17 protein-coding genes and 1 other annotated feature are annotated in these 22,350 nt (G+C 52.5%); of the genes, 1 reads left to right on the top strand and 16 read right to left on the bottom strand.

The window, feature by feature from the left end; all coding sequences use genetic code 11:
- Positions 1-5: 5 nt before the first annotated feature.
- The 5 genes from K0T92_RS15805 to hemL form a co-directional block, all read right to left on the bottom strand.
- A complete protein-coding gene (locus K0T92_RS15805; protein WP_246628205.1) occupies positions 6-1,382 on the bottom strand; it encodes a bifunctional folylpolyglutamate synthase/dihydrofolate synthase in 1,377 nt (458 codons plus the stop codon).
- A 55-nt stretch (positions 1,383-1,437) separates the two neighbouring features.
- Positions 1,438-4,098 (bottom strand): valine--tRNA ligase, encoded by a 2,661-nt coding sequence (locus tag K0T92_RS15800; protein WP_219873445.1) that lies wholly within the window; start codon positions 4,096-4,098, stop codon positions 1,438-1,440.
- A gap of 111 nt (positions 4,099-4,209) precedes the next feature.
- Positions 4,210-4,448: a binding site (T-box leader), on the bottom strand.
- A 149-nt stretch (positions 4,449-4,597) separates the two neighbouring features.
- On the bottom strand, positions 4,598-6,037 hold the full coding sequence (locus K0T92_RS15795; protein ID WP_219873444.1) for a LysM peptidoglycan-binding domain-containing protein: 1,440 nt from the start codon (positions 6,035-6,037) through the stop codon (positions 4,598-4,600).
- Between the two features lie 86 nt (positions 6,038-6,123).
- Entirely contained in the window at positions 6,124-7,152 is a 1,029-nt protein-coding gene (locus tag K0T92_RS15790; protein WP_246628195.1) for an RluA family pseudouridine synthase, read from the bottom strand.
- Positions 7,153-7,161: 9 nt separating this feature from the next.
- Positions 7,162-8,463 carry a glutamate-1-semialdehyde 2,1-aminomutase gene (hemL, locus tag K0T92_RS15785; RefSeq protein ID WP_219873443.1) on the bottom strand — a complete coding sequence of 434 codons (1,302 nt, stop codon included), beginning with the start codon at positions 8,461-8,463 and terminating at the stop codon, positions 7,162-7,164.
- A 115-nt stretch (positions 8,464-8,578) separates the two neighbouring features.
- Here hemL and K0T92_RS15780 point away from each other — a divergent pair, with 115 nt between their 5' ends.
- The gene (locus K0T92_RS15780) at positions 8,579-9,232 is read left to right on the top strand and encodes a Crp/Fnr family transcriptional regulator (RefSeq protein ID WP_246628203.1); all 654 of its coding nucleotides are present in this window, start codon (positions 8,579-8,581) and stop codon (positions 9,230-9,232) included.
- Positions 9,233-9,253: 21 nt separating this feature from the next.
- Here the strand turns inward: K0T92_RS15780 and hemB are convergent, their stop codons facing one another.
- The 11 genes from hemB to lonB all read right to left on the bottom strand — a co-directional run bounded on the left by hemB (position 9,254) and on the right by lonB (position 22,272).
- On the bottom strand, positions 9,254-10,249 hold the full coding sequence (gene hemB, locus K0T92_RS15775; RefSeq protein WP_219873441.1) for a porphobilinogen synthase: 996 nt from the start codon (positions 10,247-10,249) through the stop codon (positions 9,254-9,256).
- Positions 10,246-11,838 carry a uroporphyrinogen-III C-methyltransferase gene (gene cobA / locus K0T92_RS15770; protein WP_246628194.1) on the bottom strand — a complete coding sequence of 531 codons (1,593 nt, stop codon included), beginning with the start codon at positions 11,836-11,838 and terminating at the stop codon, positions 10,246-10,248. Before cobA ends, hemB begins: the two co-directional genes overlap by 4 nt.
- Positions 11,835-12,803 carry a hydroxymethylbilane synthase gene (hemC, locus tag K0T92_RS15765; protein WP_281423156.1) on the bottom strand — a complete coding sequence of 323 codons (969 nt, stop codon included), beginning with the start codon at positions 12,801-12,803 and terminating at the stop codon, positions 11,835-11,837. Before hemC ends, cobA begins: the two co-directional genes overlap by 4 nt.
- Positions 12,803-13,456: a precorrin-2 dehydrogenase/sirohydrochlorin ferrochelatase family protein gene (locus K0T92_RS15760; protein ID WP_219873440.1), complete on the bottom strand. Its 654-nt coding sequence runs from the start codon at positions 13,454-13,456 to the stop codon at positions 12,803-12,805. Before K0T92_RS15760 ends, hemC begins: the two co-directional genes overlap by 1 nt.
- A gap of 68 nt (positions 13,457-13,524) precedes the next feature.
- Positions 13,525-14,238 carry a cytochrome c biogenesis protein CcsA gene (ccsA, locus tag K0T92_RS15755; RefSeq protein ID WP_343223721.1) on the bottom strand — a complete coding sequence of 238 codons (714 nt, stop codon included), beginning with the start codon at positions 14,236-14,238 and terminating at the stop codon, positions 13,525-13,527.
- 199 nt (positions 14,239-14,437) lie between these two features.
- Positions 14,438-15,850, bottom strand: a complete 1,413-nt coding sequence (gene hemA, locus K0T92_RS15750; RefSeq protein ID WP_219873438.1) for a glutamyl-tRNA reductase — start codon at positions 15,848-15,850, stop codon at positions 14,438-14,440.
- A 152-nt stretch (positions 15,851-16,002) separates the two neighbouring features.
- Positions 16,003-16,407 (bottom strand): adenosylmethionine decarboxylase, encoded by a 405-nt coding sequence (speD, locus tag K0T92_RS15745; RefSeq protein WP_219873437.1) that lies wholly within the window; start codon positions 16,405-16,407, stop codon positions 16,003-16,005.
- 292 nt (positions 16,408-16,699) lie between these two features.
- Positions 16,700-17,290, bottom strand: coding sequence for a non-ribosomal peptide synthetase module (locus K0T92_RS15740; protein WP_219873436.1), 591 nt, complete (start codon positions 17,288-17,290; stop codon positions 16,700-16,702).
- 184 nt (positions 17,291-17,474) lie between these two features.
- Positions 17,475-18,077 carry a ribosome biogenesis GTP-binding protein YihA/YsxC gene (gene yihA, locus K0T92_RS15735; RefSeq protein WP_219873435.1) on the bottom strand — a complete coding sequence of 201 codons (603 nt, stop codon included), beginning with the start codon at positions 18,075-18,077 and terminating at the stop codon, positions 17,475-17,477.
- A 62-nt stretch (positions 18,078-18,139) separates the two neighbouring features.
- Positions 18,140-20,497 (bottom strand): endopeptidase La, encoded by a 2,358-nt coding sequence (lon, locus tag K0T92_RS15730; RefSeq protein WP_219873434.1) that lies wholly within the window; start codon positions 20,495-20,497, stop codon positions 18,140-18,142.
- A 71-nt stretch (positions 20,498-20,568) separates the two neighbouring features.
- On the bottom strand, positions 20,569-22,272 hold the full coding sequence (lonB, locus tag K0T92_RS15725) for an ATP-dependent protease LonB (RefSeq protein ID WP_219873433.1): 1,704 nt from the start codon (positions 22,270-22,272) through the stop codon (positions 20,569-20,571).
- Positions 22,273-22,350: the final 78 nt, after the last annotated feature.

Below are 22,350 nucleotides of genomic sequence, written 5' to 3'. Positions count from 1 at the left end.
ACGGATCACCAGCCTTTTTCAGATTCCGTATTGTAGAGCAAATAGGAGCGGACATCGGCAATCAAATACAGCGTGCCGGTCACCACCGCCAAATCGGCGTCACCGGTCAACTTCTGCAGCCGTTCTAACGCCTTCTTCCAGTTCGGTTCAATAATAAGCTCGAATGTACAGCCGAGCTCCTCCCGCATATCCTCCACTAGCGATGCAAGCTCGCCGGCAGGTTTGGCTTTGCGAAAGTCAGGCTCGGTCACTACGAGCGAATCCACTAGAGGTAGTATATGCCGCAATGTGTCAGGATGATTCTTATTCGCCAGCATCCCCATCATAAGATGAAGCCGCTCGTATCGGTAAGTATCGCGCAGCGCTGCAGCGAGCGACTGTGCCCCCTCTGGATTATGCGCTCCATCGAGCAGCAGGCGCGGCGATTCCACGACCATCTCAAGACGGCCAGGCCACGCAGCATCCTTCAGCCCTTGACGCAAATCCTCATCATCCATAATAAGCGCGTAATATTGACGCATCACCTCAAGCGTCATTACCGCTACCATTGCATTCGTCCGCTGATGTGCGCCGCTAAGCGTTATCGTGAGCGGCTCAATGGCACGGAACATGCCTTGGAAGGCAAAGGTCTGCTCGCGCTCACTAACCTCAAGCGTCGTTTCGGTAAACTGTTCGCCAAGCAGATAGAGAGAGCTGTTATTGTCACGGGCAGTATCCGCGACAATGGCCACTGCCTCAGGCTGGGTTACAGCACTTATTACGGGCACACCCGGCTTAATGATGCCAGCCTTCTCCCTTGTCACTTCCTCGATTGTATTGCCGAGAATATCCATATGGTCATGGCCAACATTCGTGATGACCGAGACGATTGGCGTAACAAAATTCGTAACGTCGAGTCTTCCCCCAAGCCCTGTCTCCCAAACGACAAAATCAGGATAAGATTCCCGTGCATAATAGAGTACTGCCAAAGCTGTCGATACTTCGAACATGGAAGGCGAGCCAAGCTCTGTTGCCGCAATTGCCTCAACATGGGGCTTGAGCTGATTGGCGAGCTTGAGCAGCGTTTCCTCCGGAATATCCATGCCGTTATATTGGAACCTGTTCGTAAATTTCGTAATGTAAGGGGACGTGAAGGTCCCCACATCATAACCGCTGCGAAGCAGGACACTGGTCAGATAAGCGCAGGTCGAGCCTTTGCCATTCGTTCCAGCCACATGAATAAATTTCAGCCGCCGCTGCGGATTGTCGAAGATCTCCATCAACTTCAGGATACGCTCCAAGCCGGGACGGATGCCAAAAGGGACAAGCCCTTCAATCCAATCTCTTGCCTCCTCATAGGTTGCAAGCGGAGCTTCCAAGGCTCCCTGATGCTGGTTGCTCATTCTGTCTCGCCCTTCTTCCTCTATAACCATCAATGCCAGACTGGCAAGCAGCGAATTATCCCCGCAGCTCCGCCAGTCTTGCTTGTACTTTATCGCGTTTGTCCGCATAATCAGCCATCTTGGCCTTCTCTTCCTCAATGACCTTTGCTGGCGCCTTCGATACGAAGCCGACATTGCCCAGCTTCTTCTCGACCCGCTCCACCTCTGCGTTCAGGTTCTGAATCTCTTTCTCCAGCCTTGCAATTTCCTGCTCGATATCAATGAGGCCTGCAAGCGGCAAGAACAGCTCCGCCCCAGTAATGACAGCAGTCATTGCTTTGTCCGGAGCGGCCAATTCAATGCCGATCTCCAGCTTGGACGTTCCGCAGAAGCGGCTGATAAATTCCTCATTGCGGCTCAGTATAGCAGCTACCTCTGCGCTGGATGGCTTGACGAGCAGCTCCACCTTTTTGCTCATCGGCACGTTCACTTCAGCACGAATGTTGCGAACCGCACGAATGATGCCCATCAGCAGCTCCATCTCGCGAACCGCTTCCGGCGCTTCCAGAGCAGCATCGTATTTCGGCCACTCCGCAAGCGTAATGGTCTCTCCCTCATGCGGCAAGTGTTGCCATATTTCCTCGCTAATAAACGGCATAAACGGATGAATGAGCCGCTGTGTCCGGTCAAGCACATAAGCAAGCACGGATTGCGTAGCCCGCTTCGCCTCTGCATCGCTGCCATACAAGCTCAGCTTCGCAAATTCGATATACCAGTCGCACAGATCGTCCCAAATAAAATTATTCAACAGGCGTCCGGTTTCACCGAATTCATAAGCGTCAATCAATCGCGTCACATCACGCGAGGTTTCATTAAGACGGTGCAGAATCCAGCGGTCCGATGTGCCAAGCTTGCCGCTAATATCGATATCCGTTGCCGTAAAGCCCTCCAAATTCATAAGGGCAAAACGCGAAGCATTCCATATTTTGTTAGCGAAGTTGCGAGCCTGCTCCACCTTGTCCCAGCGGAACCGCAAATCCTGGCCTGGTGTGCTGCCAGTCGAAAGCATAAAGCGCATCGCATCTGCGCCGTAGCGCTCAATAACATCGATTGGGTCAACGCCGTTGCCCAGCGACTTCGACATCTTCTGGTTATTCTCATCACGCACAAGACCGTGAGTCAGCACATCCTTGAACGGAATCTGCTCCGTAAATTCGAGCGCGGTGAAGATCATCCGGGCAACCCAGAAATAGATAATATCGTAACCCGTCACGAGCAGGCTCGTCGGGTAGAAACGTTTCAGATCTTCGGTCTCCTGCGGCCAGCCAAGCGTCGAGAACGGCCACAGCGCCGAGCTGAACCAGGTATCAAGCACATCCTCGTCCTGCCGCAGCGAAGTGCTTCCGCATTTATTGCAGGTTGTCAGATCCTCGCGCGACACATGCATCGCTTCGCATTGATCGCAATACCATGCAGGAATGCGGTGTCCCCACCACAACTGGCGGGATACACACCAATCGCGGACATTCTCAATCCAATTCAAATAGATCTTCTCGAAGCGATCCGGCACAAAGTTAACACCGTTGCCAGAACGCTGCGCTTCGATCGCCGTTTCCGCAAGCGGCTTCATGGAAACAAACCATTGTGTGGACAAATACGGCTCAATTACAGCTCCGCTGCGCTCGCTATGCCCCACCTGATGGACATGATCCTCAATCCGAATGCATACGCCCTGAGCCTGCAGATCGGCAACGATCCCCTTGCGGCAGACCGCTCTGTCCAATCCCTTGTATGGTCCGGCTTCTTCATTCATCGTGCCGCTCTCGTCCATGATGACGATTTGTGGCAGATCATGGCGCAGGCCGACCTCAAAGTCGTTAGGATCATGCGCAGGTGTTATTTTGACCGCACCTGAGCCGAAGTCTTTATCGACATACTCATCGCCAACGACAGGGATTTCGCGTCCAATAATCGGCAGAACAAGCATTTGTCCGATCAGATGCTTGTAGCGCTCATCTTCGGGATGAACGGCAACCGCCGTATCGCCAAGCATCGTCTCCGGCCGTGTCGTAGCTACAGTCAAGAAGCCGCTGCCATCCTTGAGCGGGTATTGCAAATGGTACAGATGGCCGTTGACTTCCTTATGCTCCACCTCAATATCAGAGAGCGCAGTCCGTGCGGCAGGATCCCAGTTGATGATTTTTTTGCCCCGATATATTAATCCTTTGTCATACAGACGAACGAATACTTCCCTGACCGCCTGGGACAGACCCTCGTCGAGCGTGAACCGTTCACGCGAATAGTCGAGCGAGAAGCCCATTTTGGCCCACTGCTCGTGGATATTCCCTGCATAGTGCTCTTTCCATTCCCATACCTTCTCAAGGAACTTCTCCCGTCCAAGATCATGACGCGATATCCCTTCCTCGCGGAGCTTCTGCTCCACCTTCGTCTGGGTTGCAATACCGGCATGGTCACTGCCCGGCAGCCATAATGCATCATAGCCCTGCATCCGTTTCGTACGGATCATTATATCCTGCAGCGTACAATCGAGCGCATGCCCGATATGCAGCAATCCCGTTACATTCGGCGGCGGGATAACAACCGTATACGCAGGAGCGTCCGGTCTTTTGCCTGCCTCAAAATAGTTGCCTTTCATCCAATACTCATACCAACGTGCTTCAGATGCTTTCGGATCGTACGTCGTCGGCATCTCAGTCGTCAATTGTTTCTCAGACATCGTTTCCTACCTCCAATAATTTCGCAAGCCGGCTCCCAGGCGCCCTGGGGACGCGGTCCGGATGACGTAGCAGCTTATGGAAAAACAAATAAAACCTTCCGCCCCTATACTGCAAAGGACGAAAGGTCTAGCTTCCGCGGTACCACCTTTGTTTCGCTCAGTGCGTATAACGCCAAGCGACACCTCAAACAGATAACGGCTGCGGCCGGCTTGAACTGACGAAGCAGATTCGTTTCATTCAAGCAACTCCGGGGCGACATGTCGCAACAAACAATCCTGCGGAACCTCTCAGCGTAACAGTTCCACTCTCTGAAGGCACAGCTGCCACTCTTCCCCATCAACGTCATTATAGTCAAAGTATAACCCTATATTTTCTATCATACACGTTCTTATTTGCCCGCGTCAATCCCGGCCGCATCCCGCACGCGCATCACGGCCTCTCGCACATAGCGCAATCCCCCTCGAAGACCATGCGCCTCCAAGGGGGATTGGATGATGATTATGGAATATACAGCACTTGGCCTTCCGAAATATTCTGATCCGAAAGACGATTGTATAGTGCAATTTCGCGGGGCTGGAGATGATAGCGGTCGGCAATCAGCTCCAGCGTTTCCTCCCGCTGCACGATACACATGCGCAGCTTGCGGAATGATTCATCGATGGACTGGCCGAAGAAAATGTTTTTCCATTCCATATCATCCCCGGCCGGTTTATTAGCCTCATCAGCAGCTCGCTGAGCCGATTGCTCCGCGACCGCTCTCGCCTCCTGCTCCCGCTTGCTCGATTGCAGCAACGAGCGAAAGCCGAGTCCGTTGGCAGCAGGAGCAGGATCCTCAGCCGCTGACTTGCCCATAACCGCGACGCGCATTTCCTTCTTCAGCGCATCGGGCTCCGCCGGACTGCTGACATCGCCGAAGCTTTGCGGGCTATTGAATGTGGAGGAAGAGAACGATTCCTGCTGTGCTTCATTGTGGAAGGGCTGTATGCCGGATTCCTCAATGTGCGCTGGGGCAGCCGGACGTTCAGGCTGCTGCTCATGAAGAGGCTCGGCGTGTACCGCAGGGCTGGGATTGGCTCCTCCATAACCGGATTCAATGCCGCTCTCCCTATAGAAGGCCTTCCGCTGCTCGGCCTCCTGCCTTGCAACCTCCCGCTCTAGCTCATCGCGGGCAAAAGCCTCCCGCGCCTCTGCTTGCCGTGCCTCCGCAGCATGCGCTTCCCCATCAAGCCGCCCAGCATTCCATACCTGCTCGTCGCGGCGGGGGTCTCCATCCCGGACATGCTCCTCGCGCCGGAACAGATCCCACGCCTGCTCCCCGCTCGGGACTGATTCCTGAGCCTGCGGTTCCTCCCCGGAGCGAAGCACGCTCGCCCGCGCTTCCTCTTCACGCAGCCAAGCTTCCCGCTGCAGCTCCTCCTCTGCGGCACGCTGCGCCTCTTCAGGGCTGAAGGATTGCGCCGCGCCCTCTGCAGCATGGAATGACTCCGAATCCAGCCGCTGCGCCTCTGCTTCACGTGTATGAATGACTGTGAACGGCTCCTCGCGTCTCCAGCTTTCTTGCTCCTGATGCTTTTCCAGTTCGATGCCCAGCAAGGAGAGAACACCTGTAATATTGAGCGTTCTTGATGATAACAGCTCAACATCAAAATTATCAATTTCCACAGCGATATCATCCAACCGGTTGATCCGATTCATCGGCAGCGTAATTTCTACCGGAATCCAATGCTCTAATGGCTGCTCTGCTGAAGGATCGTTCTGCGCTCGATAAACACCGGTCAAAAGCAGATGTCCTTTGAGCAGCACCTGCTCACCCTGCTGTACAATTTGGATTCGTGGAACAAGCTCAATTTCTTCCAGTTCATCGATTGCTGCCACATCATCCGGCAAATGCACTCGCTCATATACATCAAATCTTAACCCGTTCGACTGATTGGACACGCTTGTCGTCCTCCTTTCCCCTACTCGTAGCTTGATTACAGCTATCTTCCCTATTTATCTATATGGTTAGGGGGGGACGGACATGACTAAGAATTTTTGTGCGCGCCAAGCTCCTCACGGACTTTAGCGAACCATTGCGGCTCGGGAGCGGCAACCGTTACCGGTGCACCCGTCAATGGATGCGGAAAAACAAGCAGCTCGCCCCGGAGCGCCTGATGGTTCAAATAGCGGCTGCTGCCGCCATATAGCGTGTCTCCGACAAGCGGATGTCCCAAATGGCTCATATGCACCCGAATTTGATGTGTCCGTCCTGTTTCCAGTTGCAGGCGAACCAGCGATGCAGTGCGATAGGCTTCCACGACCTCATAGTGCGTTACAGCATGATCTCCTGTATTCGAAACCCGTCTGCGCGCACCGTGATGCCGGTCCTTGCCGATTGGCTCATCAATCGTACCGCGCCTGCGGAGCAGCTTTCCTTGAACGATGGCAGCATAATGCCGCTCAATCGTTTTCTGCCGCATTGCCGCATCCAGCCGCTGCTGTGCAAGGTCGTTCTTCGCATAGAGTACGGGACCTGACGTATCATCGTCCAGGCGGTGGATATGTTTCACAGACTGAGGATCGCCATTCATCAAACAATGCCGCGCCGCCGCTTCATCCAATGTCCCCCGCTGGCCTGCCGCTGAGGGATGAACCGGCATGCCCGAGGGCTTGTCCAGTACAAGGCACCAATCATCCTCGAACAAGACCGATGCCGCACGCTCAGTTGAACCAGGCGGAAGCTTGGCCAGCCGGTATATCGGCTCCTTCTCTACATCCGCATGCAGGAATGTGCGAAGACGTATAACCCCATCAACGAATTGAATGCCCCTAACAGAGAACAAACGGTTCATCCATTTCTCCGGGAACAGAGAAAGAGCCAGCAGCCATTGCCGCACATGATGCGGATGGCTCCCAGCCCGTAGTGCGGGAAGTTCAGCACTGGAATCGCGCTCTGCTTCGGATTCGGACATGCTGCTGGTTGAAGCTATTCCCTCCAGCGTCTCTAGAGGCAGCTCCAGCCATTCTCCGCTGCGCCTGAATTGTTCCCAATCGATCTTGCCGCTCTCTCTCATCCCATCAGCCTACAATCTGCGAAGCGCTTCATCATTCGCTGCAATCGTAGCATCTATCGCTGCCTCATCATGAACAGCAGAGACGAACATCCCCTCATACTGCGATGGAGCAACACTGACGCCAAGATCCAGCAGCGTGGCAAAATACGCCTTGAACCGCTCAAGATCGGCATGCTTCGCTGTATCATAATTAATGACATGCTCCTTTGTGAAGAACGGGCATACCATGGAGCCGACACGATTGATAGTCACCGGCACGCCATGCTTCGCCGCATTCGCTTCAAAGCCGCGCTGCAGGCGTACCGACAGTTTTTCCAAATGCTCGTACGTCTCTGGAGTCAACAGGCTTAATGTTGTATATCCGGCTGCCATAGCTAACGGATTGCCTGACAAGGTGCCTGCTTGATAAATCGGCCCGCTTGGCGCCATCATCTCCATAATCTCGCGTTTGCCGCCATAGGCTCCGACCGGCAAGCCGCCTCCGATTATTTTGCCAAGACAGGTCAGATCAGGGGTGACGCCATACAGCCCCTGCGCACAATGGTAATGAACCCGGAATCCGGTCATAACCTCGTCGAAAATAAGCAGGCTGCCGTATTGCTCCGTTACCTCGCGCAGTCCTTGAAGAAATCCGGGCAGCGGCGGCACGACACCCATATTGCCGGCAATAGGCTCAACAATAATACAGGCGATTTCCTCGCCGAATTTCTCGAACGCCAGCTTCACGGATTCCAGATCATTATAAGGTACCGTAATGGTATGGGAGGCTACGCTTTCCGGTACACCGGGGCTGTCCGGCAGGCCGAGCGTAGCGACCCCTGATCCTGCCTTGATCAGCAAAGAGTCGGTATGTCCATGATAGGAGCCCTCGAATTTCAGAATCTTGTTCCGTTTCGTATAGCCGCGCGCCAGACGAAGAACGCTCATTGTAGCCTCTGTGCCGGAATTGACCATCCGCACCACTTCAATAGACGGAACACGCTCGCAGACAAGCTCCGCCATAGCGGTCTCCAGCTCCGTTGGCGCACCAAAGCTTGTTCCCTTCTCCGCCGTACGCTTAATCGCTTCAATGACGTCAGGATGGGCATGTCCCATAATGAGAGGACCCCAGGATCCGACATAATCAATATAGCTGTTCCCGTCTATGTCATACACCCTGCAGCCTTCTCCACGTTCCATATAGACAGGGGTTAAACCGACAGACCGAAACGCACGCACCGGAGAATTCACACCGCCTGGAATGACTTGCTTTGCTTTGTCAAAGGCAGCCTTGGAACGTTGATCCTGTCTCTTCCGATTAATTTCGCTCAAATTCGACACTCCTACCTGTTATTTAATCGTACTCCTGTGGTACACTTCAATGAGAATCGTCATCGTTGTAATAACTGACAAACCGACATGGAAGAGGCGGATTACATTGATCGAAATGTTGAAAAAAGTGCAGCTTTTCGAAAGCTTGAACGAAGAACAGCTGCAGCATATTTTATCCATTGCCGACAAACAAATATTCTCAGCCAGCACCGTGTTGTTTCATGAGAACGATCCCGGCGATACATTCTATGTACTGCTGAAAGGCTCCATCAAAATTTTCACCCGCGGCAGCACTGGCGAAGAGAAAGTGCTGTCGATTATTGGAGCAGGAGAGAGCTTCGGCGAGCTGTCGCTGCTCGACGGACGTCCCCGCTCCGCATCCGCGCAAACGCTTGAGCCAACGACGGTATTGTCCGTTCATGCCAAGCCGTTCCTTGAGCTGCTCCGCCAGCAATTCGATATTACCCGTCATATTATGGCAGAGCTTTGCCGGCGTCTGCGCGATACCAATCAGCATGTGTATGATCTTACTTTCCTGGATGCAAGAACAAGAGTGCTGAAGAATCTCATCCTGCTTGCCAATCGTCACGGCCAGCGGTCTGGCAGCATCATAACGATTCGAATTCCGCTGAACTATGATGAGCTGGCCCAGATGGCCGGAGTGCCCAAGCAGACGCTAGCCCAAGTGCTGCGGGATCTGCAGGATCGTCTCATCCTCAACGTAGGGGCCAACGACTATACGCTTGATCTGTCACGCCTTAACGGTTAACCGTTAAGGCGTTCGCTTTCTTTATTCGCCTCTCAGCCAGCGTGCGGCATCCAGTGCATGGTAAGTGATTATCAGATCCGCCCCGGCACGCTTCATTCCTGTTAACGTCTCCAGCACCACAGCACGCTCGTCTATCCAGCCGTTGCTTGCCGCAGCCTTCACCATGGAATATTCCGCGCTCACATTGTAAGCCACCACCGGGAGATCAAAGTGCTCCTTCAGCATGCGAAGGATGTCGAGATAGGCCAGCGCCGGCTTAACCATCAGCATATCAGCGCCCTCCACAACATCCGACTCCGCTTCACGAAGCGCCTCGCGCGCATTGGCCGGGTCCATTTGATACGTCTTGCGGTCGCCGAATTGCGGTGTAGAATGGGCGGCATCCCGGAATGGACCGTAGAACGCCGAGGCGTATTTCACAGAATAAGACATGATCGGAATCATTTCGTAGCCGGCAGCATCCAAGCCATCACGGATGGCAGCTACAAAGCCGTCCATCATATTGGAGGGAGCAATAATATCCGCCCCGGCCTCAGCCTGCGAGACAGCCGCACGAACGAGCAGCTCCAGCGACGGATCATTATCCACCTCTGCAACCCCTGTATGCTTATCATGATGGATGAGGCCGCAATGCCCATGATCCGTAAATTGGCATAAGCAGGTATCTGCTACTACGACTAGCCCTGGAGCCCAACCTTTAATAGCGCGAATGGCTTGCTGGACAATCCCTTTCTCATCGTACGCTGAGGTTCCTGCCGCATCCTTGGAATCCGGCACACCAAAAACCAATACAGCCTGCACGCCTGACGCTACAACTGCATCGATTTGCGCTTTCAGCAGATCAAGCGACAGATGATAAACGCCCGGCATGGAAGGAATCTCTTCCTTCACTCCCGTTCCGTGTGTAACAAATAAAGGATAGATGAAATCATTAACCGTCAGCTGCGTCTCGCGAACCAGACTGCGAAGGGCAGAGGTTCTGCGCAGTCTGCGGTGTCTCGTAATGGGGTAGCTCATTCTTCAGGAGCCTCCTTTGCTTTCGTCCGTTGATTAGCCATTCTTGCGGCTGCAATCGCCTCTATAAGTGCGTCAATAGTTGCTTCCTCCGGTTGAATCGTAACGCGCAAGCCAGCGTCAGCAGCCGTCTTCGCTGTCAGAGGACCGATACAGGCAATATCCGCTTGCTCCAGTACGCTTTGAGGATTGTCTACCCCCATCCGCTCCATGACAGCAAGCAAATTTGTAACCGTGGAGGAGCTTGCGAATGTAATAACGTCCACCTTCTTGCTCAGGAGCAGCTCCAGCGTTTCTCTCTCCTGATCTTCAGCGATTATCGTCTCATATACATCAATCTCGACTGCCTCCAGACCCTTAGCCTCCAGCTCGCGTGGGAGCACCTCACGTGCCAGATCTCCCCGCGGCAGCAGCACGCACTGTCCTGCCTCAAGACTGCCATTCAGGCTGTCCAGCAATCCTTCCGCATGGAATTTGACAGGCAGGACATCGATCAGCAGCCCGCGCTGCTGCAGAGCTTCAGCTGTCTTGGGTCCAACAGCCGCAATTCGCGCCTTGTGGAATGCCCGGATATCAATACCCAGCTTCTTAATCCAGCCAAAGAAATATTCAACGCCATTCACACTTGTAAACATCAGCCAGTCATAGCGGGCGGCATCCCGCAATGCCGTCTCCACCGCTTCAACAACTGCCGGCTGCGACGGCTCTCTTGTCTCGATTACAGGAAATTCGCATGGCTCGCCGCCCAGCTCTTCTATACGGTCGGACAGGTCGCTGCTCTGCGCTCTGGCCCTTGTAACCATTATTCTTGTGCCGAACAACGGCTTGCGCTCGTACCATCTCAGCTTCTCCCGCTGCTTAACCACCTCTCCGACAACGATAACTGCCGGCGGCTTGAAGTTCGCCTCCGCAACAATCGCTTCTATCGTCTGGAGTGTGCCGACAACGGTGCGCTGCTCAACTCGTGTGCCCCACCGGATAAGCGCTACAGGCGTTTCCGGCGATTTGCCATGGCGGATCAGCTGCTCGGCAATATAGCCGATCTTGGCAACACCCATCAGAAAGACCAGTGTCCCCGTTGCATTCGTCACCTTATCCCAATGAATGCTGCGATCCAGCTTATCCGGGCTTTCATGTCCGGTAATGATCGACAGGGAGGAGGCAAGATCCCGATGCGTCACCGGAATGCCTGCATAGGCCGGCACTGCGATTGCCGATGTTATGCCAGGTATAATTTCGAATTCAATGCCATTGTCATACAGAAGCTCCGCTTCTTCGCCGACACGGCCGAAGATGGTTGGATCGCCGCCTTTAAGCCTGGTCACAATCTTGCCCTGGAGCGCCAGATCGACAAGAAGCTGGTTGATCTCTTCCTGCTTCATCGTGTGGCGGTCAGGAAGCTTGCCGACATAGACCTTCTCGGCTCCCGGCTTCAGAAATTTAAGCAATCGCGGACTTGCCAGACGGTCATATACAACAACATCGCATGCCTGGATGCACTCTTGTCCCCGAACTGTAATCAGCTTCGGATCTCCGGGGCCCGCACCGACGAGGTATACTTTCCCTTTCACCTTCTCCATCGTTCCGTTCATCCCCCAAATTCAACTAAGATGCGCTCTGCCCCTCTTGCCTTCAACGCATCCGCCAACCTGATTCCAAGCTGCTCAGGGTCATTCCCCTGCAGCGTTTCTTTGAGCATTACCGAGCCGTCAGGCAAGCCTACAATACCTGTGAGCTCGATCCCCTCTCCAGCATGGCCATCCAGCGGTTCAATCAAGGTCGCATAAGCGCCAATAGGGATTTGGCAGCCACCGTTCAGTGCCCCGAGAAAGCTCCGTTCAGCACGTACGGTTAATGCCGTATCCCGGTCATTCAACAGCGCAAGCAGCTCCAGCACCCCCGGGTCGTCGCCACGGCATTCGATGCCTAAAGCCCCCTGGCCCACTGCCGGAACCGAAATGTCGGCAGGCAAATAAGACGATATCTTGTCTTCCCAGCCCATCCGGTGCAGTCCCGCCGCTGCCAGCACAATGGCGTCGAAGCCTTCCGTATCCAGCTTGCGGATGCGTGAATCAATATTGCCTCTGATCGATTCGATCTGCAGATCAGCCCGCGCCCGCTTGAGCTGACAGGCTCTCCGCAAGCTGCTTGTTCCCACCTTGGCGCCATGCGGAAGCCCATCCAATGAAAGTCCGTCCTTGCTAATCAGACAATCCCGTGGATCCACACGCTTAGGGATCGCCCCATTGACCAATCCCTCCGGAAGTGCATATGGCATATCCTTCATGCTGTGTACAGCCAGATCAATCTCCCCGTCAAAGAGCGCTTGCTCGATCTCCTTCACGAAGAGTCCCTTGCCGCCTACTTTTGACAACGTTACATCGAGAATGCGGTCGCCTTTAGTTACTATTTTGCGAATCTCAAAATCATAATCCAGCCCATGCGAAGCACAAAGCGCCTTTAGCTGGTCTATCACTTGTCCCGTTTGCGTGAGCGCCAATGCGCTTTGCCGCGTTCCCACGACGATAATACGCCTTCCGTCCCTCATATATGCCATTATGTATGCCTCCCGTCGACCATTAGCTCTAATCTTGCCATCCAACCATCGATTGCATCATTCCCGAATAGTTCTGCTGGAATGCCGCCCGCCATCTCCTCAGCCGCCAATCGCAGGATGGCTTGTCTTCGCGCTTCATCCGTTTCCTGGTTCAGCACCCGCTCTCTGAGCTGACGCAGCAGAATAAGACGTTGCCCGTAATCCTCCCCGTACAACGCCTCAAGCTCGCGTTTCATACGAACTGTGAATGCAGGACTTGCGCCTCCTGTCGTCACGGCGACAAGCAGCTCACCGCGCCTTACAACAGCAGGTGTAACAAAATCACCCTGGCCAGCCTCATCCGCCACATTGACCCAGGCTCCGGCAGCTCTGCCCGCCAATGCAACCGCCTCATTGGCTTCCCTTGCATTCGTTGCCGCAATAACGAGCGACGCCCCGATCAGATCCTTATCTAGGTATTCCCTGCTCTCATGCCGGATAGACCCGGCTTCATGCAGTTGCCCCAGACCTTGCGTAATATGAGGACTGACGACCAGCAGCTCATCCGCTCCGGCTGCGAGCAGACCTCGAACTTTGCGTTCTGCTACTGCACCGCCGCCAATGACGACACATCGCTTCCCGCGAACATCAAGCATCACAGGATAGTAGCCCATTCATCCGGACCCCTTCCAAGTACAAATCGAAGATCATTGGCCGCGCACCGTCTCATTGAAAGTTCTCATCAAGACCAGTTATGAAACGAAGAGGCTTCATTAATGAGCAAATTAAACAAAAGCACCGCAAAACAAATTAAATTCCACCTCGCTGTCTTCCAGCTTGGACTGTCGAACCACCGATAATGAAGCATATTCCAAATATAAAGCACCAGAGCTACGAATGAGGCAATAACCTTCAAATCCAACAGCAGCCCGTACCGTCCTTCTACCATGATGGAGGTTACTGCCACAGCGAGCGACATCGTTAACAGAGGGGTTCCGACCAGTACGAATCGGTACATTAACCGATTGATAACATCAAGGCTTGGCAGCCGCTGAACAGACTTGCTCCAACGCTTGCTCTTCAGTCTGCCGTGAAGAAACAAATACATGCCGGAGAAGATCGCTCCGATGGTTAGAACAGCGTAAGCGCAGATCATCAGGCTGACATGGACAACGAGCATTTCTCGCGCCAGCTGCCAAGGTTCCATGGAAACTCCGGAGCGGATGCCGAACAAATTAAGTGTAAGTACCGCAAAGCCCGCAACGTTGACAAAAAAAACAATAAACTCAATACGGAAAAACCGGCTAATAACAAGCGATATCGTTACAAGCAGCCATGAGAAGAACAACATATATTCAAATAAGGACAAGAACGACAGATTGAAATGAGAAATAATCCGGTGGATGAGAAAAATAGTCTGCAGTACCCAAACGAAAATAAGGAGCCCTGTTCCCATCCGTTTTGCCTGCCGATTGCGATCAACGAAATCGGAAAAGTAAAACAGGAGGCTCAGGGCGTAAATATAAAGCATAGCATCATATAGCCAATTCTGCGTGATCATAAGCGCCTCCACGAGCATTGCATTTCGATCTCATGATAGCGAAACGGCGGCCTGTCGCCGCCTGCTTGCCGCATATGGAGCGGCTGTCTTCATCTTATGTTGTTGCACCGGCGATTGCACCCTGCACTCCCTTGGCATTCAAGCTCTTGCCGAACGCTGGAGCCGAATCAGCCGCCTGCACAGTTGGTAATTTCACTTCATGCAGCTCCGTCTTGCGCTGCTGTTCCTTCGCTTCTGCAAGCGTCTCTTCCAATGCAAATAATTTCACAAACATCTCCATTGCATCATCGCCATGCTTCTCGCCAGCAAGCTCCTTAATCCGCAGAATAGGATCCTGCATCATCTGGTTCACAATGCTCTTGGTTAGCTTGCGGATGATCTTGCGCTCCCGATCATCAAGATCCGGCAGCTTCTTGTACATGCTGTCCATCGTTTCTTCATGAATCGCTGCAGCTTTATCCTGCAGGGCACGAATGAGCGGGACAACGCCGAGCGTCTTGTACCATTGACGGAAAGCTTCCATCTCTGCAGTAATGAATGTCTCGATCTTCGCTGCTTCAAGGCGGCGCTGCTCCAGGTTGCTCTCTACAATCCCTTCCAGATCGTCAATATCATACAAGAACACATTCTCAACCGATGCGATTCCCGGATCCAGGTCACGAGGAACAGCTATATCAATCATGAAGAGCGGTCTGGATTTGCGCTTCTGCATCGCAGCAGCAACCTGCTCCCGTACCAGCACATACCCATCTGAACCGGTAGAGCTGATCACGATGTCTGTTTCATTCAGCTTGCCAACCGCCTCTGCCATTGACAGCGGTATCCCATTGAACTTGTCTGCAAGCTGAGTCGCGCGGTCATAGGTTCGATTAACGACGAAGACACGATCAACGCCGTTCGAGTACAGATGCTTCGCTGTAAGCTCGCTCATCTTCCCTGCGCCCACAATCATAACCGTCTTCCCGCCAAAATGTCCAAAGATCCGTTTGCCGAGCTCAACGGCCGCATAACTGACCGAGACGGCCGCTTCGCCGATAGAAGTTTCCGAATGGGCCCGCTTGGCCAATGTAACAGCTTGCTTGAACAAGGTGTTAAAAAGTGTGCCCGTCGTCTTCTGCTCCTGCGCCAGCAGGAACGAGTTGCGGACTTGTCCGAGAATTTGCGTCTCGCCGATTACCATAGAATCCAATCCGCATGTGACGCGGAACAGATGGTCAATGGCCTTCTCATCCTCGTACATATATAAATGATTCGTGAACTGCTCTCTCGGCAGCTTGAACCATTGCTCCATGAAGTTGCGAATGTAGTGGCCGCATAGATGAGGCCGATCGACAACGGCATATAGCTCAGTGCGATTACAGGTCGCCACTATGACACATTCCATGATGCTTTTCGTATGCTGAAGCTGCCTAAGAGCTTCCGGCAAATCCCGATCAGCAAACGTAAACCGTTCCCTGACTTCGACGGGAGCTGTCCGGTAGTTCAATCCGACAACAATAATGTGCATGCGCGTTCACCTGCCTCTGCGATCATTTTTCAACATTTAGTATAGCACAGTTCGACATCATGTACCCCTGCAAATATGAAAATTATTTGAAAATAGCCATGCATATAAAAAAATGACCCGGATTTCTCCAAGTCATTTTGAAATTGGTTTATTTAGCTTTTAACAAGCTCAGCTTGTTTCATATCTGGTTCGACGACTTGCAGCTCTCCCATACCGCGAACAAGCTTCTTGGCATGAGTTGTCGTTGGTTTCAATACAGAAATCATGTAGTCGATCGCGAGTTGCGGATCCACTGTTTCTCCACACGTATAACAGTCAAGAGCAGCGAAGCCTCTTTCTGGATACGTATGAATCGAGAGATGACTTTCCGACAGCATTACGAGCACAGTTGCTCCTTGTGGCTCAAATTGCTTGGCTTGCACAGAGAGTACGGTAGCGCCGCATGCTTCTGCAGCCTCCACCATATGGGCTTGCAAAAATTCCGCGTTGTTGAGCAGGTCGAAATCTACACCCCATGTATCAACAGCAACGTGTCTTCCGAAAGTTGAGTATTCCATCTTTCGGTTCCCCCTTCCTAGGAATAAAATGTTTGAAAAATTTCATCCGCTAGGACCTACGTCATTCACTGCCCGAGGGAATAATCTCTCGCAACATTACATGTCCTGAGTGAATCCTGGTTCCTATTATTCATTTCAACGAAAATAAAAATAACATCTATCGCGAAGAAATGCAACAGTTATTTTTTGTACCTTGACTGTAATTGTTTTTTTAACGGGCCGCAGCTTTTGTTCCAATTGAAAAAGCCGCCAATTAAGCGGCTTTAACACCTAGTATATGCTCAGTCTCGAGTTATGCTTCACGTACAAACAACTGTTTTGTCTGTTCCTTGAGCCGCTCGTCAATGATGGCAATTTGGGTGCGGTCACTGCACTGATTGCGCATATCAAGCAGTTCGTTGATGGTGTTCTGGATAGCGCCAATCTCACGCTCCACCTCATTGCTGCGGAACTGCGCTTCCAGCTGCCCAATCGTATTCTTGTACTGGAATACAACTCTTGTTTCCCCGTTTGTATTCTCATGAATCGAGCGTACAGCGCCTTGCTCATAATGATAGGTCATCGTATAAGTCGGATAAATGCGATTCACAATTGCATCCCCTCGGAATGTCGATATCGCTTTGCGCATCGCATTCGTTAGCTTAGGATGCATCAACCGGCAGGACATCTCACACACATACCGATCCTGCTGACGCTTGAACGTTAAGCGGATTTCTTCCCGCCCTGCGTCGTCCTCAAGAAACATTTCGTGATTGCCGTTATCGAGCACCCGCACCTGCTGTCTAATATGCTGGTCTTCAAAAAATCGGACAAATCCCGCCATCTCTTCAGCCGTTAATTCTAGAGAAGCTTTGACATACTCCGTGGCTATCCGCTGAGCCATAAAAATCTCCTCAATTCTTTAAACTAACACCTGTGTTAACATTCTGTTTAAGTATATTATACCCGATCGGAGCTCTTTATTCCTGCCCGCTGCTCGTGATATTCTCGCATATTTCTGAAAAATCCGTGAGATTTTACGATGAGTGCTTGCTTTTATGCGTTATCCTCACTATTGTAACGGAACTTCACACGCTTTCTTCTCCATCCTCAATCGCTTTAAGAATAACGTCCCATAATTGCTCCCGTCCAAGTCCCGTCTCGGAGGAGAAGAGGACAAACGTATCACGGGGATCTGCTTCCAGCGCTGTTTTAACCATTTTGACATGCTTATCCCATTTGCTGCGCGGAATTTTATCGGCCTTCGTCACAACGACACACACGGGTATATCATAGTGCTTGAGCCAATTGTACATCAGGCAGTCATCCTTGGAAGGAGGATGCCTGACATCAATAATAAGAAGCAGCAGCTTGAGCGGCTCCCGCTCCCGGATATACAGCTCTATCATATCTCCCCATTGCTGGCGCTGTACCTTGGATACCTTCGCATAGCCATAGCCGGGAAAGTCGACAAAATAGATCTGCTCATTAATGCGATAATAATTGAGCTGCTGCGTTTTCCCTGGCTGCGAGCTGGTTCTGGCTAAGCTTTTGCGTTGAATCATCTTGTTGATCAGCGACGATTTGCCTACATTGGAACGCCCTGCCAGAGCGATCTCTGGCAAGGCGTCCTCAGGATATTGATGAGGCTTCACGGCGCTTATAATAAATTCGGCTTGAGTAATGTTCATAACGGTGGTTAACCTGCTTTCTTAGCGTCCCTGAGGCACTTCCCGGCCTTATAAGGAGGACACTAGTGCGTATGCGACGTTGTTTCTTCGATAGGTGTTTTGGCCAGCGCATGCGACAGCACTTCATCCATACTACCTACCGGTATAAAATTCAAATCATTCTTCACACTCTCCGGAATATCGCGCAAATCCCGCTCGTTGTCCTTCGGGAGCAGCACGGTCTTGATACCGGCGCGGTGGGCCGCAAGCGATTTCTCTTTGAGTCCCCCGATTGGCAGGACGCGGCCGCGCAGCGTGATCTCACCCGTCATTGCTACTTCCCTGGAGACAAGCCTTCCGGTCAAGGCTGAGATTAGTGCAGTAGCCATAGTAATCCCCGCTGACGGTCCATCTTTGGGAATTGCACCTTCCGGTATATGGATATGAATATCGTTCTTCTCATGGAAGTCAGGCTCGATATTCAGCTCTTTGGATCTCGAGCGTGTATAGCTGAAGGCCGCCTGGGCTGATTCCTTCATCACGTCGCCTAATTGGCCGGTAAGTGTCAGCTTCCCGCTGCCCGGCAACACGGTTACCTCGATAACAAGCGTATCGCCGCCCACTTCCGTCCAAGCAAGTCCCGTTACGGCTCCAACCTGATCCTCCAGCTCCGCCATGCCATAGCGGAATTTAGGTGGCCCCAACCATTCTTTAACCTTGGCTGCATCGACTTGAATCGTGCCTTCTGCCTCATTAGAGACAATAGCTTTGGCAGCCTTCCTGCAGATGGCGGCAACCTGCTGCTCCAAATTCCGCACGCCTGATTCGCGCGTGTACTCGCGGATAAGCCCAAGCAGCGCCTCATCTTGAAACTCCAGCTGCCCCTCTTCAAGCCCGTGCTCACGCTTCTGCTTAGGCAGCAGATAACGGCCTGCAATTTGCGTTTTCTCAAGCTCGGTATAGCCTGGAATATACAGCACTTCCATCCTGTCGAGAAGCGGGCGGGGAATATTGTGAATGGCATTGGCAGTCGTAATGAACATCACATTGGAGAGATCGAACGGCACCTCGATGAAATGATCACTGAATGTGCTGTTCTGTTCCGGATCCAATACCTCCAGGAGTGCAGATGCAGGATCTCCACGGAAGTCCATCGCCATCTTGTCTATCTCATCCAGCAGAAACACCGGATTGCCGGTACCTGCTGTCTTCATCCCTTGTATGATGCGTCCGGGCATAGCGCCGACATAGGTGCGCCGATGCCCCCGAATTTCGGCTTCATCCCGAACACCGCCAAGCGATATGCGAACAAATTGGCGCCCCAGCGACTTGGCGATGGAGCGGGCCATCGATGTTTTACCCACTCCCGGCGGGCCTACAAGGCAGAGAATAGGTCCTTTGAGCTTCTTCACGAGCTGTTGTACCGCCAAGTATTCCAGCACACGCTCCTTAGGCTTCTCCAATCCGTAATGATCCTCATTCAGGATCGCCTCGGCCTTGGCTACACTGAGATCATCCTCTGTATTCTTGCTCCAGGGGAGAGATAACAACCAATCGATATAATTGCGGATAACGCCGCCCTCGGCTGAGGTTGACGGCATCTTCTCGAGCCGGTCGATTTCTTTCTCGACCTTCTCTCTTACTTTGTCCGGCAATTCAGATTCTGCCAGCTGGGAGCGCAGCTCCTCCACTTCCCCGGCACGGCCTTCCTTCTCGCCCAGTTCCTTCTGAATGGCCTTCATCTGTTCGCGCAAATAATATTCCTTCTGCGTCTTCTCCATCTGCTTCTTGACGCGCTGGCTTATTTTGCGTTCCAATTCCAGCACTTCACGCTCATTGTTCAGAATATCAAGCAGCTTCTCCAGCCGCGCCCGGACATCGATCGTCTCCAGAATGTCCTGCTTATCCTTGATCTTAAGCGACAGATGGCTTGTAATCACATCCGCCAATCGTCCTGGCTCATCGATATCAGAGACAGCCGCATGAGTCTCCGGTGTCACTTTCTTCGACAAATTAATATAATGCTCGAACTGATTCAACACCGTTCGCATGAGCGCATCGATCTCGGGATCTGTAGACTCGGTCTCCGGAAGCTCCTTTACAGTTACTTCGTAGAAGTCCTCGGTCGGCAAATAATTCATCACCTCTGCGCGGACAACACCCTCCACCAGCACGCGAATAGTTCCATTCGGCAGCTTGAGCATCTGTCTGACACGAGCGATTGTACCTACGCGATATATATCTTCTTGCGTCGGTTCTTCAATATTGACCTCCGATTGTGAACAAAGCAGAATCATATGATCGTCAAGCATTGCACGGTCTAACGCGCGTACGGACTTTTCCCTACCCACATCAAGGTGGAGCACCATGCTGGGGTATACAAGGAGCCCTCTGAGCGGCAGAAGGGGCAGCCGACGGCCTTTCCATTTAGCAGGTCCCATAACCAGCACCTCCATCGTTGAAGTTTACCTGCCATTATGTGTGCGGCAAACCTCTTATAATTACTATTTTATCACTCAACGGAATCAGCCTGCAAATAAGGGAGGCCAGTCGCTATAAAGACATCGCTGCCGACAGCCGGTCCAATCGCCGAAATATGCGATTCCTGCGCGGCAAACACATGCTTGAACACCTCATCAATATGCTCAACCGGGATAACTTGCAGCCCTTTCAAGTCAGCGAATATTGCCTGCCAGTTCTCTCGCGGGATAATTACAGTCTCAGCCCCGGCTTGAAAAGCAGCCTCTACCTTAGCCAGTACTCCGCCTACCGGTTTCACATTGCCATGGATTCCGACCTCTCCGGTCATTGCCAGCTTATTGTCGACAGGCTCATCCTTAATAGCCGAAGTGATTGCCGTCGCCATCGCGATACCGGCGGAAGGACCGTCAATGGGCGTTCCTCCCGGGAAGTTAATATGCAGATCGAAGTTTTCCGGCTTGAGCCCGCTCCGTCTTAATACAGTAAGAACATTCTCCACTGAACCCTTCGCCATACTTTTGCGCCTTAATGTTCTGTTCCCGCCGCCGAGCTCTTCTTCATCGACGACTCCTGTAATCGTAAACTGGCCTCTTCCGGCTTTGGTCGGAATGGCACTGACTTCAATCTCCAGCAGCGTCCCCATATTAGGTCCATAAACAGCCAGGCCGTTAACAAAACCGACTTGTGGAGAAGCAGGTATCTTCCGGTCAGGACGCGGAGGGATTTGGCTGCTGTTCGCAACCCATTCAATATCCGCCGCTGCAACCGTATCCCGTTTCTCGGACAAGGCGAGGCCAGCAGCCAATTGGATCATATTAACGGCTTCGCGGCCATTGGTCGCATAGCGCTTCACAACATCGATCGCCTCCTGGCATGGCGGCAGCCCGATTTTTTTGAGCGCGTTCACAGCGATTTGACCGATCTCGTCCGCAAGAAGCGGCCGGAAGTAAATTTCCATGCAACGCGACCTGAGCGCTGGCGGCAGCTCCTGCGGAGAGCGGGTTGTCGCACCTACAAGACGGAAGTCCGCAGGCAGACCATTCTGAAAAATATCGTGGATATACATCGGAACGTTGGAATCCTCCGAGCTGTAATAAGCGCTCTCCAGATACACCTTGCGATCCTCAAGCACCTTGAGCAGCTTATTCATCTGTGTGGGATGAAGCTCTCCGATCTCGTCAATAAAGAGCATGCCGCCATGCGCTTTGGTCACCGCACCAGGCTTGGGCTGTGGAATGCCAGCTACACCCATCGCTCCCGCACCTTGATAAATGGGATCGTGAACAGATCCAATAAGCGGATCGGCAATTCCGCGCTCATCGAACCGCGCTGTCGTAGCATCGATCTCCGTAAACTTCGCATCGGCTTGAAACGGGGATGACGGGTTCTTCTTCGCCTCCTCCAGCACAACCCGGGCTGCAGCTGTCTTGCCGACTCCTGGAGGGCCATAAATAATGACATGCTGAGGGTTCGCGCTGCATAAAGCAGCTTTAAGCGCACGCAATCCGTCAATCTGGCCAATGATATCTTGAATCGATTGCGGCCTAGTTTTCTCCGATAACGGCTTGGTTAGCGAGACCGAGCGCAGCTTGCGGAGCTTGTCCATCTCCTTGCGCGACTCTCTGTCAACCGCTGTTCGGTTCGTCTTCTGATTGCGCAGCAAATTCCAAAAATACAGACCGATCACAATAGCAAAAAAAACTTGAATCAGCATCAAAATCAAACTTAAATTCATCGCGATTACGCTCCTCTCAAAGAAAAAAGCTGTTAAACAAAAACATCCGGCTTAACAGGACTCATACTTGTCAGTATT

This window comes from Paenibacillus oenotherae (genome assembly GCF_019443105.1).
Taxonomy (GTDB): Bacteria; Bacillota; Bacilli; order Paenibacillales; family Paenibacillaceae; genus Paenibacillus_Z; species Paenibacillus_Z oenotherae.
This window is presented reverse-complemented; position numbering and strand designations above follow the sequence as displayed.

Excerpts from the sequence above, each read along its gene's own strand:
- K0T92_RS15805 (WP_246628205.1), bottom strand. The coding sequence starts at position 1,382 with ATGAGCAACCAGCATCAGGGAGCCTTGGAAGCTCCGCTTGCAACCTAT.
- speD (WP_219873437.1), bottom strand. The coding sequence starts at position 16,407 with ATGGAATACTCAACTTTCGGAAGACACGTTGCTGTTGATACATGGGGT.
- cobA (WP_246628194.1), bottom strand. The coding sequence starts at position 11,838 with ATGAACGGAACGATGGAGAAGGTGAAAGGGAAAGTATACCTCGTCGGT.
- hemC (WP_281423156.1), bottom strand. The coding sequence starts at position 12,803 with ATGGCATATATGAGGGACGGAAGGCGTATTATCGTCGTGGGAACGCGG.
- K0T92_RS15780 (WP_246628203.1), top strand. The coding sequence starts at position 8,579 with ATGTTGAAAAAAGTGCAGCTTTTCGAAAGCTTGAACGAAGAACAGCTG.
- lon (WP_219873434.1), bottom strand. The coding sequence starts at position 20,497 with ATGGGACCTGCTAAATGGAAAGGCCGTCGGCTGCCCCTTCTGCCGCTC.
- K0T92_RS15800 (WP_219873445.1), bottom strand. The coding sequence starts at position 4,098 with ATGTCTGAGAAACAATTGACGACTGAGATGCCGACGACGTACGATCCG.
- ccsA (WP_343223721.1), bottom strand. The coding sequence starts at position 14,238 with ATGGGAACAGGGCTCCTTATTTTCGTTTGGGTACTGCAGACTATTTTT.
- yihA (WP_219873435.1), bottom strand. The coding sequence starts at position 18,077 with ATGAACATTACTCAAGCCGAATTTATTATAAGCGCCGTGAAGCCTCAT.
- hemB (WP_219873441.1), bottom strand. The coding sequence starts at position 10,249 with ATGAGCTACCCCATTACGAGACACCGCAGACTGCGCAGAACCTCTGCC.
- hemA (WP_219873438.1), bottom strand. The coding sequence starts at position 15,850 with ATGCACATTATTGTTGTCGGATTGAACTACCGGACAGCTCCCGTCGAA.
- lonB (WP_219873433.1), bottom strand. The coding sequence starts at position 22,272 with ATGAATTTAAGTTTGATTTTGATGCTGATTCAAGTTTTTTTTGCTATT.
- K0T92_RS15740 (WP_219873436.1), bottom strand. The coding sequence starts at position 17,290 with ATGGCTCAGCGGATAGCCACGGAGTATGTCAAAGCTTCTCTAGAATTA.
- K0T92_RS15790 (WP_246628195.1), bottom strand. The coding sequence starts at position 7,152 with ATGAGAGAGAGCGGCAAGATCGATTGGGAACAATTCAGGCGCAGCGGA.
- K0T92_RS15760 (WP_219873440.1), bottom strand. The coding sequence starts at position 13,456 with ATGGGCTACTATCCTGTGATGCTTGATGTTCGCGGGAAGCGATGTGTC.